The 14,061-nt window shown below is 37.4% G+C and carries 16 protein-coding genes; all 16 read left to right on the plus strand.

The features are described from left to right. Nucleotides 1-228 precede the first annotated feature (228 nt). The 16 genes from E4U82_RS18460 to E4U82_RS18535 all read left to right on the plus strand — a co-directional run bounded on the left by E4U82_RS18460 (nt 229) and on the right by E4U82_RS18535 (nt 14,016). Entirely contained in the window at nt 229-747 is a 519-nt protein-coding gene (locus tag E4U82_RS18460; protein ID WP_135111720.1) for an A24 family peptidase, read from the plus strand. A gap of 11 nt (nt 748-758) precedes the next feature. Beyond that, complete coding sequence (locus E4U82_RS18465) at nt 759-2,219, plus strand: DUF6382 domain-containing protein (RefSeq protein ID WP_135111721.1); 1,461 nt, start codon at nt 759-761, stop codon at nt 2,217-2,219. A gap of 1 nt (nt 2,220) precedes the next feature. Continuing rightward, nucleotides 2,221-3,072 carry a PP2C family protein-serine/threonine phosphatase gene (locus E4U82_RS18470; protein ID WP_167751487.1) on the plus strand — a complete coding sequence of 284 codons (852 nt, stop codon included), beginning with the start codon at nt 2,221-2,223 and terminating at the stop codon, nt 3,070-3,072. Nucleotides 3,073-3,074: 2 nt separating this feature from the next. Further along, complete coding sequence (locus tag E4U82_RS18475) at nt 3,075-3,896, plus strand: serine/threonine protein kinase (RefSeq protein WP_135111723.1); 822 nt, start codon at nt 3,075-3,077, stop codon at nt 3,894-3,896. Nucleotides 3,897-3,915: 19 nt separating this feature from the next. Then, nucleotides 3,916-5,247 (plus strand): type VII secretion protein EssB/YukC, encoded by a 1,332-nt coding sequence (locus E4U82_RS18480; protein WP_135111724.1) that lies wholly within the window; start codon nt 3,916-3,918, stop codon nt 5,245-5,247. Nucleotides 5,248-5,462: 215 nt separating this feature from the next. Beyond that, on the plus strand, nt 5,463-6,887 hold the full coding sequence (locus E4U82_RS18485) for a zinc ribbon domain-containing protein (protein ID WP_135111725.1): 1,425 nt from the start codon (nt 5,463-5,465) through the stop codon (nt 6,885-6,887). A 69-nt stretch (nt 6,888-6,956) separates the two neighbouring features. Then, the gene (locus E4U82_RS18490) at nt 6,957-8,348 is read left to right on the plus strand and encodes a VWA domain-containing protein (protein WP_135111726.1); all 1,392 of its coding nucleotides are present in this window, start codon (nt 6,957-6,959) and stop codon (nt 8,346-8,348) included. 201 nt (nt 8,349-8,549) lie between these two features. Then, a complete protein-coding gene (locus E4U82_RS18495; RefSeq protein WP_135111727.1) occupies nt 8,550-9,068 on the plus strand; it encodes a hypothetical protein in 519 nt (172 codons plus the stop codon). 141 nt (nt 9,069-9,209) lie between these two features. Further along, nucleotides 9,210-9,611 carry a hypothetical protein gene (locus tag E4U82_RS18500; protein WP_135111728.1) on the plus strand — a complete coding sequence of 134 codons (402 nt, stop codon included), beginning with the start codon at nt 9,210-9,212 and terminating at the stop codon, nt 9,609-9,611. Nucleotides 9,612-9,652: 41 nt separating this feature from the next. Continuing rightward, on the plus strand, nt 9,653-10,450 hold the full coding sequence (locus tag E4U82_RS18505; protein ID WP_135111729.1) for a hypothetical protein: 798 nt from the start codon (nt 9,653-9,655) through the stop codon (nt 10,448-10,450). Nucleotides 10,451-10,869: 419 nt separating this feature from the next. Next, complete coding sequence (locus E4U82_RS18510; RefSeq protein ID WP_135111730.1) at nt 10,870-11,184, plus strand: hypothetical protein; 315 nt, start codon at nt 10,870-10,872, stop codon at nt 11,182-11,184. Between the two features lie 100 nt (nt 11,185-11,284). Next, the gene (locus tag E4U82_RS18515) at nt 11,285-11,794 is read left to right on the plus strand and encodes a hypothetical protein (protein ID WP_135111731.1); all 510 of its coding nucleotides are present in this window, start codon (nt 11,285-11,287) and stop codon (nt 11,792-11,794) included. Nucleotides 11,795-11,824: 30 nt separating this feature from the next. Then, entirely contained in the window at nt 11,825-12,034 is a 210-nt protein-coding gene (locus tag E4U82_RS18520; RefSeq protein WP_135111732.1) for a hypothetical protein, read from the plus strand. Nucleotides 12,035-12,147: 113 nt separating this feature from the next. Further along, nucleotides 12,148-12,864: a hypothetical protein gene (locus tag E4U82_RS18525; protein ID WP_135111733.1), complete on the plus strand. Its 717-nt coding sequence runs from the start codon at nt 12,148-12,150 to the stop codon at nt 12,862-12,864. Nucleotides 12,865-12,893: 29 nt separating this feature from the next. Beyond that, on the plus strand, nt 12,894-13,460 hold the full coding sequence (locus tag E4U82_RS18530) for a hypothetical protein (protein ID WP_135111734.1): 567 nt from the start codon (nt 12,894-12,896) through the stop codon (nt 13,458-13,460). 148 nt (nt 13,461-13,608) lie between these two features. After that, entirely contained in the window at nt 13,609-14,016 is a 408-nt protein-coding gene (locus tag E4U82_RS18535; protein ID WP_135111735.1) for a hypothetical protein, read from the plus strand. Nucleotides 14,017-14,061 lie beyond the last annotated feature (45 nt).

Genomic DNA, 14,061 nt, shown 5'->3' on the forward strand with positions numbered 1-14,061 from the left:
GGGTTGAATGTGGTTTTGCTTTGGTGAAAGCATAAACGGATCATCCTTTTATAAGTGTTCTATAGACTATATTCGACATAAAGCAAGGAAATTCCTAGCACAATTTGACTTTTTCACCGGACTTCTAGTTCTCCCTTTCTTTGAGAAAGATATAAAGATCAGAAAAAAAGCCGTTGAAAGAGCCTGGGCTGGCGGATAAAAAGGGGTTTGAATGAAAGGAGGGGAAAAATGGCAGGACATTTTATAATACTGATTCTTTTTTTAGTGACTGCCTGTTATTATGATGTCAGACAGCATCGATTGCCTAACTGGCTTAATGTTAGTGGAGTATTGACTGGAATTGTGTATCATCTTATTGTAAATCAATTGGATGGTTTCGTTCAATCTGTGCTGGGTGTATTAGTTGCCGGCGGTATATTATTGTTGCTGTACATATTTAAAGCAGTAGGTGCTGGTGATGTGAAATTATTCGCAGCAATTGGTGCGATTACCGGTGTTTTATTTTCGCTTTATGCTATTATGTATTCCATTATCTTTGCGGGAATTATTGCACTTATCATATTGCTGTTTACTAAAACATTTTTAATCAACATAACGCTGGCACTCTTGCATATTAAAGAATCAATTAAAGATAAAACATTAACGCCCTTGGATGATTTCAAAAACAATATTTCAAACAGATTTCCATTCATTTACGCTGTCATACCAGGTGTTATCGTAACATTTTATTATATGTATCTGGCTTAAGGAGGAATAACATGTCTACCCAACTCGATGATTTTTTAATAGAATATGTTGAATCAAATGGAGCATATCTGAAATTGCAAAAAAGGCAGGATGAAGGATTTAAGCAAGGGGATTTTCAGGAGCTTCAGCTGAAAATGATTCAGTCAAATAATATTCCCCGACTCTTACCAATGAGCTTTGAGGATGTCAATAACCGGATTACCGTTTTTTATAAAATAGAAGGTTTACGTCAATTACGTCCATTAACAAAAGAGCACCCGCTTTCTATGCAGGAATATTATGCTTTGTTTATCAATATTATTCAGGCATTACAGGATTCGAACAATAATATGCTGACAGACCAGCACTTTGCATTAAACGAAGAATATATTTACGTTGGAAGTGGCTTTCATGATGTATATTTAACCTACCTGCCGCTCAAACAAATTAATGATAGTACTTCTGTTTATGAAAGTTTGAAGAAATTATTGCTGAATCTGGCCAGTGAAGTTCAGGGACTGAATGGCAAGCAATTCAAAATGATTCTTAATTATATTAAAGATCCCGGTTTCAGTCTCCAGGGGATAAAACAGTTATTAAGTCAGCTTCAGGATAAGCAACAGGATGATGTATCTGAGGAGAATGGACAGGAGGAAGACTCAAATCATCAGGAAGAATATAAGGTCAAAAAAGTTCGAAGTCTTCCGCCTTTAGAAAGAAAGATGAAAATCTATTCAGTTCTTATTGGTGTTCTGTTACTTGCGGGCGTTTGGAAACTATATGAAGGCTCTTCAAGTTTGTTAATGCTTATTATATCAACTGTCCTATCGCTTGCAGTACTTGGTGGAGTACTGATTTATTGGTTTGTATGGCGTCCGGGGGTAGAACCGATTATTACTGAAAAAGAAGTTAAGGTTAAGAAAAAACAAAACAAACCAAAACAAATCGAAGAACGAAAAACTGAAACCGGGTCTAAATCGTACGTAACGCAATCGGCTGAACAGACTAAACAGGATAACAATCAGCAGACTAAAACAGATCTCGAATTGTATCAGCAGGAAAGTGCATCAACTATTAATTCAACAATTGATAGCAATGCAATAACCGATCAGCCCAATGAACAGGTTTATGATGAGACAATGCTGCTGGATGAATCGGAAATGGTATCCGAACCAAATATCCGTAAAGCAGAGAATTTTTTGCTTGTGGATCGTGAAGGAACTGAGGAAAGAATTGAGCTGGATGCAGATAATTTTGTTATTGGAAGAGCAGAAAAGGGAACCAATTTTGTCGAAAAAGGTATCGGTGTATCAAGAATGCATATTGAATTTATAAAGCTTTCTGACACATATGGGCTAAAGGACCTAGGTGCTAAAAATGGTACGTACATTAATCAGGAGAAAATAATCCCCTATAAAATTCATGAACTGGCAGATGAAGATGAAGTACAAATTGGGAAAACAGTTTACACATACAGGGTGTCATATGATTAATATGGGGACGGAAAGAAACTTGCATGCGGGAAAAGTCAGTATCAGCCCTTCTTCTAAAAAGTTGAATGAAGACTATCTTACTTATGCCAGCAACTGGGTTAATCAAGATGAAGATGCCCATATTTGTATCATCGCCGATGGGATGGGTGGACATACCTCAGGTAATGCTGCCAGTTATTATGCAGTTAATTTTATCCTGAAATGGTGGAAGAGTACTATTTGGAATCATAATTCAGCAGATAAATTTTTTGAAGAATGCCAGGAAAGCATTATAGACGCTTTTTACGAAATTAATGATAATTTACTTGAGTTGGGGAGACTCGAAGGTAAAAAAATTGGGACAACACTTAGTGTACTTATATTTGTGAAAAATACTTATTACATCTGTCATGTTGGTGACACGAGAATTTATCGCTTCAGGGAACAAGTGCTGGTACCCGAAAAACCAACTGAAGATACAATAGATCTGGATGAAGAAAAATCACTTGTACAGCTGACAGAAGATCATTCCTGGGCCGCCATGCAGGTTAAGAGTGGTCAAATGGATATTGATGAAGCCAAGTCACATGAAAAAGCCCATTACCTCACGCAGTGTATGGGGGTAAAAGGCGATATCAAGCCATTTACCGCTTCAGGGTCTTTTACCGGTGCCGATTATTTTTTGTTAACTTCAGATGGTTTTCATAATCTGATTACTGACAGCACGTTAAGAGAACAATGGTGCAAAGAACTTGAAGTTCATACAGAGATACAGGATATCTGTGATAGTTTTTACAATACCGTTAAAACATTCGGATTTCATGATGATGTTTCTATGCTTATGGTTAATATCGGCAGCAGAACTGAGGGCTAACTATGCTAAAAACCCAACAGTATATTAATGGGAAATACAAAATTATCAAATATCTGTGTGAGGGTGGTACGTCTTATATATATGAAGTTGAGGAGGAGGAATATAAGCTGGCAATTTTAAAAGTATCAAAACAGCCCACAACCCTCTTAAACACTCAAATTGATAATGAGGCCAAAATTCTTGCAGCTGTTAACCATGAAAAAATTCCCAAACTGTTTGATAAGTTAACGATGGATCGGCATTATCATGGTATTATACTAGAAAAGTTGGATGGTGTACGTTTATCGGAAATCATTGAAAAAGAAAGACGGCCGTTCGATTGGCGTGAAGTACTGGATGTTGCCAGGCAGCTTGCTGATATCATTCAGGCATTCCATAACAATAATCCGCCGATTGTGATCAGGGATATCAAACCATCGAACATTTTACTGTCCGACCAGGCTCAGATAAATTTGATAGACTTTGGTGCATCCGCTGCCCTTAATTCACTCGAACAGCATAAAGCATTAGGAACAATTGGGTATGCGGCGCCGGAGCAGTTTGAAAACGGGGTTATCGATTTGCGATCAGATCTATTTTCATTTGGAGCCACCTTGTTCTACATCGTAAGCGGGGGTAAGAATATTTATACAAGTAATTCCGCAAATATATTATCGGAAAACCTTCCTAAAGCTTTTGCTCATTTAATATCCAAACTCTCAGAAACAAATGTGGATGAAAGGTATGATTCGATAGATCTGGTTATAAATAAATTAAAAAAAGTGAGACCAACCTTTATGGAGCGTCTATTCCGCCCTGACATTGACCAGCCAACGAAGACATAATTTATTTGGAGGTGATCATATGGAAAATTCTTATCCATTAAAGAATGGGTATATCAAAGAAGAGAACGATTCAATTATTTATCAAATCCCAAAGGAACAAACAAACCTGATTGAAACCGAACAACTGGATGAATTAAAGAAAAACGACTCTTTATTCTTTAAGTATCAAAAATGTGAAGTGGATGATAAATTTGTCCGTATTTATTATGAAAAATTGCAAGGCTATAGGTCAATTCTGGATTATTCTGACGCCGATAATGAAGTCAAACGGCAGATAGCCATCAACCTTTTATCCGTAGAAAAATTAATCGGTACACAGTATACAACATTCATTCACCCAAGCAATATTTATGCCGACAATAAGGGTAATGTGAAGTTGGCGCATCGTGGCATTCGTTCTGTTTTGCCAACTGGAGAATTGACAGTACCTAAGCTTCTCTCAGATTTAAAGGGAATCATCATTTATTTGTTTACATCGTATAATTTGTCTGAAATCAAAAGTACCAAAAGGAAAGATGTTATAAAAGAAAATTCTTTTATAAAAGAAATTTATGATGCTGCCAGTATTAAGCGCCTTCACGAGATTCTCAACTCTAAAGTAATTCCAGAACAGAAGGTGAGAAAAAAGACCCCAAAATTATCGCTCTTATCCGGTGTTTTAATCGGCGTGATTGCTGGTGTGATCTTACTTTACGCTGTTAAAGTAGTGCCAATGTCTGAAGCGGCAGATAAACAAAGTGAACAAGAAGCGGACTTAAGTGCGGAAAATGAGGAATTACAGGACTCACTTGACCATAGTAATTCAATTATAAAAGGATACGAAGCAGCAATGAATAGTGATACGGAAGAAGCTATTTCAATGTTCGAAAATATTGGGAATCTTAATGAAAATGCGGAATTAGCATTACTTGAACAGTACCTAAAATTAAATACGCCGGAAAGTCTGGAGAAAGCAGCCAATATGGGAAACGCTTACCCTCTGAAGGTGGTTGAAGGATTAAGGGAACTTAATAATTCTGATGCCAATCAAGCAATTCTCAGTGTGGAATCTGATATGCCGGAAGTCAGAATTGAAAAAGCCTGGATAAATGACGAATACGAAAATGTTATCGAAATTTATAATGATATTCAGGAGAATGAAAGAGCAAAATATCTGGTCGCCCGCAGTTATATTGAACAGGAAAATCACAAAGAGGCTATGAAACTTGGAAAAGAACTCGAGAATAATGATATCCAAATTGCCAGTCTTAATCTCCAGAAGGATGAAATAAAAGATGATGATGATATGGATGATGATGAAAAAGATGATAAAATCGAGGAACTGGATAACCAGATTGATGATTTGAAATAATGTTGACTGAAGGGGAGATACAGGTAAGTGTTATCTTCCCTTTAATTCAATATATGATACATATATATCAGGGGAAAACGAAAAATATTATCTTGAATTTCTAGTATTAGATGACGTTTAATTTGATTAAGTTGGGTTGATTAATTGTGCTTTGTCCAAGATGTATAGCCCAAAAAGATAATAGCTGAATTTCAAAATGCAGGGGGGCGTTGTTTGTGAAATGCTCATATTGTGGTAAAACAAACAATGAACAAAATCAGTTTTGCTCGGAGTGCGGTTCTAATCTATTAGAACAAAATACTGGTAAGACGTGGAAGCACTCTGAGAGATGGGCTATAGTGCTGGCAACAACGATCATTGGTTTAACTGCAGGTTTAGCCATCTTTTACCAGATTGGAAAAGCTAATTTTGCACCGGAAAATCTTGTGCAAAACTTTGAGGAAGCGGTCGAAAATAACGATCCTGATGAAATACAAAACCTGTTGATTTCATCAAATAAATCATTATCTATTAATCATGATAACACTTCAAAGCTTGTCGAATTTTTGAAGAAAAATCCGGAAGCCTTTAAAAATCTCATCCAAAAATTAAGTGAACAGGCGAAGGTGTTAAAATCAGATGTGACCGCGCAAGAAACAGATGAGGTCTATGGAACGCTTAATTTAACTAAGGATGGTAAACAATGGTTATTCTTTGACAATTATAAACTCGAAGTCATTCCAATGGACATAAAGCTGGAAAGCGAAACAGATGGAATCGATTTATTTATTAATGATGAAAAAGTTGCCGCTTCGTCAAAGAGAAAGATATTTGGTCCATATATGCCTGGGAACCATGTTGTTAAAGCAGAATTTGAGAATGAATATACAAGTACAGAGACCACGGATGAAATAGAAATATTTAATTCACAAGAAGATACACTAATGCATGAGATTGAACTTCCTTTAGGAGACGTTTCTATCATATCGTTGCACGATGAGTATAAATTGTTTGTCAATGGGGAACAAACCGATATAGTCATCAATGAAGGTGAAAATCCAATTGGCACCTTCCCAACGGATTCGTCAACAGCTGTTTATATTCAAAAAGAGTTTCCATGGGGAACCGCAAAAAGTGAAGAAAAACCTGTAACTTCCGATATAGTTGAGTTCGATGAAATTGATGTATTCAAAAAGGATGAAACAACGGCGTTAATGGAACAGATAAATGAAAGTATCAGTAAATATCATGAAGCACTCACAAAAAAAGATGAATCTATTGTGCAGACAGGCGTAACAGATAATCTGAATAAAATACTGTCAGAGCATTTGGAGTTTACAGGTGATTGGAACGAACCATATGAAGGTGAATTAAAAAAAGCGATATACGATAAATCAAAAATATCTTATCCGGAATATAATGAAGATCTGGAAGGATATACCATTACTTTAAAAGCACATTACCACTTATATGAGCCCCATGGCCATGCTTATGGGAATTTAAACTGGCAAGGGAGGGATCAGGAAAAACAGCAATATATGGAAAGAAAAAAGTTGACTCTATACTATGATGAGGGTGAATCAGCCTGGATGCTCCACAGTATAGAAAATGAATACTTCCATATTGCTGAGAAGAATAAGAAGGAATTTACGCTTGAATAGCCCATTAGCCTTCAGGGTCTAAACAATAATTCGAAATTTCTGTACTTTGATATAAATGAGGTGGATTATATGCGCAAACTTTTTATAAGCATGATTGCATTCATGGTTTTTATCTTGACAGCTTGCACTTCGGATGATGACCAGGATTCTGAAGCCGCAGCAGAGGAACCACAGTCCGAGGAAGAGACAACTGAGGAGGAGGTTGCTGAGGAAGAAGAAACGTTCACGCCAAGTGAGTTTGAATACTACGAATTGGAGGAAACAGCCCGTCCATTAACTGATCTGGAACAGGAACTTCTGCGTAAACCTGGTCCGTACAGTGGCGAAAATTATAATGAGGAGGAAGTTCAGGAAGAAGTCGATAAATTACCTGATGATCTGACGGCAGAAGAATATGTCCATGAGCTGAAATACTTGCTGGCGGAAGACTATCACAAGGAAATAGAAACCTTTGCCAACTTTGATTCAGAAGTAACAACAGATGTGCAGAGTCCTGATGAAACTATCGAGGAACCGGAGATGACAAACGCTCATTATGCGATCTTAATCGATGCAAGTGGCAGTATGCATGCTGATACCGGCGGACAAACAAGGTGGGAAGCTGCAAAGTCTGCCGTAACAGATTTTGCCTCTGAAATACCTGAAGCATCAACCGTTTCGCTGAAGGTATACGGACACAAGGGAACAGGCAGCGATGCAGACAAAGAACTTTCCTGCAGCAGTATTGAGACCATTTTTAATGATCATTATAAACAAAAGGATTTTAAGTCTGCATTGAATGACATTGATCCCTCTGGATGGACTCCGATTGCGTCAGCATTGGAATCGAGTGAAGGAGATATCCCAGAATCTGCTGACAGGGCTGTCGTATATGTGGTAAGTGACGGGATTGAAACCTGTGGTGGTGATCCGGTAAAAGCTGCGCAGGAACTTGTTGATAAAGATATTGAGACCGCAGTCAATATTATTGGTTTTGACGTGGATAATGAAGGGCAGAAATTGCTGAAAGATGTTGCAGATGCCGGGGATGGCGAGTTTGTTTATGTTGATTCGGAAAGTCAATTAAATGAATATATGCGTGAACAATATGAAGAAATTCAGGAGGCATGGCATGAGTGGAAGGAAGAAGGAAAAAGTCAGGCTTATGATCAAAAAGAAGAGAAGAAGCAATTAGCCAATGAAACCAAAGAAAGTGTCAAGGAAAAAGCTGATCGTGAAAAGCAGCATTTGAAAGCTGCCCAGGAATATCTGGAGGATCGTTTTGAAGATTACGACCACCCTGCCAGAAGCACATTCTCACCCATCATTGATTACGCCAATGAGATATGGGGTTATGGTGTAGATACCGGTAATGATTTGTGGGGAGAAAGTGTCGATAGCGGTAATGAAGAGTGGGGCGATTATGTTGATGAGGGTAACGAGAAAATAAACGAAACGATAGATAAGAAGAATGAGCATTAGAAGGTAAAGGAGGATAAGCAGACTGTTTTAAACCCCGTGCTAGTGTGCATATCACTTTCAATCCTTACCGGAGGAGGCGTAGTTTGATAGGTTACCGGTCTATGCTGTCGGTGATATAGATACTGTACTGGTTTTCCCTATCCGAGACTGCAGCCTGAAGAAGCAGGAACTCTCATAAAATAGTGCTAAGGGTGGTCGTTGATGAGGAAGCAACTTCTGTTTATATGTGTTATAGCAAGCGCTGTTATACTGGCCGGATGCAATAACGATATTGCTGCCAAGGAATTTAAAAGTTATAACGACGAAGATATGGAGCCGTTGGAAGAGAATGCTTATAAATTACAAAATATGAAAGCAGAAATGGAGTCCCTTATACAGGGCACTGAGGCTAAAGGGGAATATATCCAAAACAATATGCTGTCGTTATTAGAGGAAATTATAACTGAAGCCGAAGAAATTCAGGATAGGCTGCAATCAGAAGAGGTCAAGAAATTAAATGATCTTTCAATCCAGCAATTGGACTCAACGCATGAGGTGTTTGAAAAACTTGCTGAGGTATTCAATTTGCAAACACCACCGGTCAGTGACCAGGACCAGAAGAAATCGGAGGAAATATATAGTGAAGTTCAAACAATTTCGTCTGATATTCAGGAAATCACCGAGGAACACGATCAGTATATGAGCGAGTTGGAAGATAAATACAACGGCAAAGGTGACTAGCAGAATGAACAAAGCAGATAACTGTTATCGGTAATGATGTGAGGCGTATTGAAAGGATTGAGTGCACGGAACGAATTTGAACCAAGGGGCTGGACATCCTTTAGGTAAAAGATTTGTAGGTCAGGTAATTTCATACAAAACATGGCTAAAAATCCTGTTCCTACTACTGGATTAGCTGGTAAAATTGCTGGAAAAGTAACCCCGTGGACTGCCGCGGCTGACGTTGGATTATCCGGATTTGAAGCAGCAACTCATTTTTCAGATGGTAATGTTAACGAGGGCATTGGTTCGACGGGTGAAATGCTTATGTCAGGTGCTGTTGTAGCATCTGCAACTGGCGTTGGAGCCCCAGTTGCGGCTGGCATGGCTGTTGTAGGCTTTGGTATGTGGGCTGGTTCAAAAGTCTATAAACATTGGGATACAGTTACGAAGACAGTATCCAAAGCTTGGGAAGGTACAAAAAATCTTGCTAAAAATGCTGCTGATGGTGTGAAGAATGCAGCAAAATCAGTCGCAGATACGATTGGCAGATGGTTTAGTTAATTCTTTTAATCATTGTAAATGCAAGGAGTGATTTTAGATAGATGGTCACTAAGAACGATTTACCCCAGAAAGCTATTGATGCGGCAGAAAGATATAAAGATAATAATAGTTATCAACTTTGTCCCGCTGTAATTGAATATGGGCATTTGCCTTATTATTGTTTTATTTATAAAGGTACTGCAAATTTATTAGTATTGAAGGAAGATGGAAGTGTTCCTTTTTTCAATGAACATGTAAAGCAGGTGGCTTTAATAGTAAAGAATTGGGATGCATCCGGAAATACTTTAAGACATATAGGTATTAGATGGGCAGATGATGCTTCGATGAAGAAGATGAAAATGTTAAAAGAACTGCTAGAGAAAATAGATAATGAACTTGTTAAAAAGAATAAATTGGATATAAGTCAACAAATACAAACATTTATTCAAGTTCCGGATGAAATTATCAGAAACCAAAAAACGATTGAACAATCAGTTGATAAAGGAATTGATTTATTCGATGGAGGTTTTGAAAGAGGGAGAATCACTGAAGTTGACCAGCAACGTCTTAGACGATGTATTGTGGACATGGCTCGGGCTGCTCATCAACAAAACGATATACAATTTAAAACATCTGAGCAAAGAAAGAATATTATAAAACAACTATCATCCTTACAATTTTCAAGTTTAAAGTTATTTTTTAGTATACGGAAATTACGGTCCTACAATAAGAAATTGTTCAATAAATATGATCCTGCAGAAATGAAAGAAACCTCAGAAATGATTAAGGAAGATGAACCATTGGAAGAAAAACCAGAAGGAAAAGAAGTTATACAGAAAACACTTAACCCACGGAACTAAAAGGAGAATAAATACATGAACGCCTTTAAAAAGTCCATTAAGTTATATAAGGAAAACTATAAATCTATTCTCCTTTTATGTTTGACGATAATTTTTCCGATTCAACTTGCCTATACATTTTTGATCAACTATGTGACCATACCATTTGAATTTTTCCTTAATCCTTTATGGCCATCGCTGTTACATTCGTTTTTCATGCTAATAGCCTTGTTTTTGATGCATCCACCATTTATTAGTATGGTTTCTCAGGATAGAAGGCATGATGAAATCAAAATTGGCAGATTGTATGCAGACTCCCTGCAATATATGTTTTCCATATATATTGTGGGGATCTGCTACGCATTTATAGTAACATTTGGTTTTCTCTTTTTTCTTATCCCCGGTATTGTGATTTCAATTTTTTTCTAGCAATTCCTTATGTGGCAGTGATTGATGACCTGACATGGATACAGGGTATTAAAAAATCATTTGAATTTGGAAGGAAAAACTATATGTCCCTCCTTGGCATAATATTTTTATTTGCAATTGTTGATTTAATTCTAAGCTCATTGGCGCTAATGTTGGCTTCTCTTATGACAAATTTATTTATAGTATCAAATATTGCTTTAATGGTTGTTAATGCACTGTTTATTCCACTGTTTATTTTTACTATTAGCTTCCTATATTTACAGTGGAAAGATGAAAAATTGCAAAATAATAAAGGGGAGAAAAGGTTTCATTATAAGCTTGGATAGGTTTCTGATGAAACTGTAGAAATAAATATAAAAACCTAATCTAATTTTTTTATTTAAAAAATCAGTGGGTACTAAATCAACTTTTTAAGGGACAGATTCAATGGGAAGAAAAATGAAGCTATTTATCACTTTAACGGCAGTACTGTTGCTCGCCGCCTGCGCTTCAGCAGAGGCAGAGGAGCTGGTGGACTATCACAACGGTTATGTGGAAAATGTAAATGGTAAACTTATGGAGATCGATACGCTTAATGAAAAATCACTCAGCTCGGCATCTTATGAAGATGCACTTAACGTTCAGGAGAATGAATTAATGCCGCTTGTCAATGACATAAAGGATTACATGGATTCACAGGAGCCTGAGTCAGATGTTGTGAAAGAATATCATTCATTAAGGGCTGATCAGGTGGATACCTGGTATGAAGCGTTTCAAATGAAATTCGATGTGCTGAAGAAAATGGTCAACCAGTCCATTAGTGAAGAAGAAGCAAATGAGGTAATTATGGAAGCCGATGAAAAATATATGGAAGCTGGTGAAAAGGCACAAATGGCCGATCAAAAAATGGAAGATTTAGCGGACGAACATAATTTGGAACTGGAAGAAGAAGGTTAACTCCCCGATCATTAGAAAGGAGAGGAGAAAATGTCTAAAACTGAAAAACGCTGGAGAAGACTATATTTAATTTTAATGATTTTCATCTATGCTATTTATGTACCTGTCACGGTTGTTGAATGGCTGGCTGGCTCGGGAGGCTTTCCAATAACAGCCGTTGTCGTCGGCTTCGGGCTTCCTTTAATGCGAAAGAATCATTTGAATTCGATAAGGGAGAAAGAAGGCAAAACCGTTGAATGATAATGGGAGGATGCATTTGGGTCTTCCCTTTTTCTTATTTTAGGTCATTTGTAACTATTGAAACTGAAATAGACGCTTTAGCATTTTCCATCCTTACCAGAGGAGGCGTATGTATGAAGAAAATAAGCTTTTCGTTTGGTTTTATCATATTGCTGCTGGTCGTAACAGGATGCAGCAGTTCTTCCGGGAATGCAGATAATTCTGAGGCTGAAGAAGAGTCTGCGGAAAGTCAGGAATCAAATGAAATTCCTGAAGCACCATCAGATCCCGAAGTAATGGTCGAACAGGGGGAAGAACTGTTTGCAGAAGCCAATTCACCGGAATCCTATTTCAATGATACGATTCAACCGCAATATGACGACTTATCAGTTCAAGAAGCATATGCGTCAACTGTCTATTACTTTTCGCAAACATATGATGAAAATGTTAAATCATATGATCATTATCAGGTCAAATACATAGATTTTCCCGAGATGGTTGAAAAATTGGAGGAAATGAGAGCGGAGAAGGACTCAAAAGTGTTTAAAGACATTCAAACGAATACATGGGCAGCAAATTCCGGTATTGAGCTTAATGAAGGGCTCTTAGGTAAGTATAGGGAACTTGCAGACATTAAAAGTTCATTTCTTGACGCTATAAATGAAGAATACGAAAGATTCATGGATGTCGGGGATTTGTTGAATGATCATGACATCATTACTTATGATGAGCGTGTTGAGTTAACCGATTATTTTGAGGAACGACGGGAGCAACTGAAAAGCTTCAATCAGAAATTATATATAAGCGCAAAAGAGGCCTTACATATGAAAAAAGAAGGGTCTCCACTCTGATTACAGATAAACGGGATGAATATCTTGGTGTGGAGAAAGATAACAAAAATGAAGAGGTGGAGACAGAAGGTCAAATAGATCAAAAACCTGACGAGCAGGAAAAATCAATGTTCATGAATATTAAACTGCTATTTTTAAAAGAAGAAAAAGGCTGGGAGGTTGGCTACAGCAATCTTGCGGAAAACAATATTATGTTTGAATTTGTGCATAATGGTGAGACCGTTCAAAATTGGACAGAAACGGCTACAGTTTCATTTTATTCATATCAATCCACAGTTTTTCCTTCTGCAAATGCTTATGCAAAGGAAGTTATGAAAAATGTGGAAGATACAGTGAAAAGCGGAGACGGCGATATAAACGTGAACTTTATGCAGGAAAGTGAAGAAGAAACGATTCTTGAATTTATGGTTACCGACACAAAGGGCTATGATAATCAACATGAACTTCAAAGAGTCTTTCTTGGTGAAAATGGCATTTGGTATCTGCACTATGTTACCAAGGACAATGTTCCGATGGATGATAACCAGCGGGACAAATGGCTTGAATATCTGAAGAACGTTGAAGTCGAGAGTGGTGTCGGAGGATTAGAGATCTAATTTTTGATGCGATGGATAATAAACGCTTCTGAGGTATTCGGGAAAATGGGGATGCAGGGACGGTTGCTATGAAGCACATAAAAATAATCTTGACCATTTTTGGAATCATTTTGGGAGTGGGCGCCATAATGGCCTTGGTAAGTTTTTTATGTATGTTATGGCCCCTGTACGAGAAGCGGAAGTCAAAGAGGCTGTTGAAAAACATTTACATGATAAATACCAACAAGAATTCGTGATTGAAGATGTATCTTACCAGGCGGAAATAACTGAATATAAAATAAAGACTTATCCGGCAAAAAATGAAAAACAGGATTTTATTATAACAGTTACCGAGGAACAGATTATAAATCCCGAAAAAGAAATAACAGATGGCTATTTATACATTTATTGGGATTTTCAGCTTGAAGAAGAATTTAAAGGAATAGCCGAAGATATTTTTGAAGACCAAGTTGAAAAAGTCAGCGCAGATGTAAGTCCTAGGAGCCTTAGACAGAAGTATAACGGGTTTTATGTAAAAATATGTAAATTAGCGAGTGGAACATCAGATTTTCAATGAAACGGCTTGATCTCCCGCCAAGACAGGAGTAATTAGGTTTTAGAC

The organism is Lentibacillus salicampi (genome assembly GCF_004565465.1).
In the GTDB taxonomy this organism is placed as follows: domain Bacteria; phylum Bacillota; class Bacilli; order Bacillales; family Amphibacillaceae; genus Lentibacillus; species Lentibacillus salicampi.

Coding starts and splice junctions, on each gene's coding strand:
- E4U82_RS18525 (WP_135111733.1), top strand. CDS start 12,148: ATGAAGAAAATAAGCTTTTCGTTTGGTTTTATCATATTGCTGCTGGTC.
- E4U82_RS18490 (WP_135111726.1), top strand. CDS start 6,957: ATGCGCAAACTTTTTATAAGCATGATTGCATTCATGGTTTTTATCTTG.
- E4U82_RS18500 (WP_135111728.1), top strand. CDS start 9,210: ATGGCTAAAAATCCTGTTCCTACTACTGGATTAGCTGGTAAAATTGCT.
- E4U82_RS18535 (WP_135111735.1), top strand. CDS start 13,609: ATGTATGTTATGGCCCCTGTACGAGAAGCGGAAGTCAAAGAGGCTGTT.
- E4U82_RS18465 (WP_135111721.1), top strand. CDS start 759: ATGTCTACCCAACTCGATGATTTTTTAATAGAATATGTTGAATCAAAT.
- E4U82_RS18505 (WP_135111729.1), top strand. CDS start 9,653: ATGGTCACTAAGAACGATTTACCCCAGAAAGCTATTGATGCGGCAGAA.
- E4U82_RS18520 (WP_135111732.1), top strand. CDS start 11,825: ATGTCTAAAACTGAAAAACGCTGGAGAAGACTATATTTAATTTTAATG.
- E4U82_RS18475 (WP_135111723.1), top strand. CDS start 3,075: ATGCTAAAAACCCAACAGTATATTAATGGGAAATACAAAATTATCAAA.
- E4U82_RS18495 (WP_135111727.1), top strand. CDS start 8,550: ATGAGGAAGCAACTTCTGTTTATATGTGTTATAGCAAGCGCTGTTATA.
- E4U82_RS18515 (WP_135111731.1), top strand. CDS start 11,285: ATGGGAAGAAAAATGAAGCTATTTATCACTTTAACGGCAGTACTGTTG.
- E4U82_RS18460 (WP_135111720.1), top strand. CDS start 229: ATGGCAGGACATTTTATAATACTGATTCTTTTTTTAGTGACTGCCTGT.
- E4U82_RS18480 (WP_135111724.1), top strand. CDS start 3,916: ATGGAAAATTCTTATCCATTAAAGAATGGGTATATCAAAGAAGAGAAC.
- E4U82_RS18470 (WP_167751487.1), top strand. CDS start 2,221: ATGGGGACGGAAAGAAACTTGCATGCGGGAAAAGTCAGTATCAGCCCT.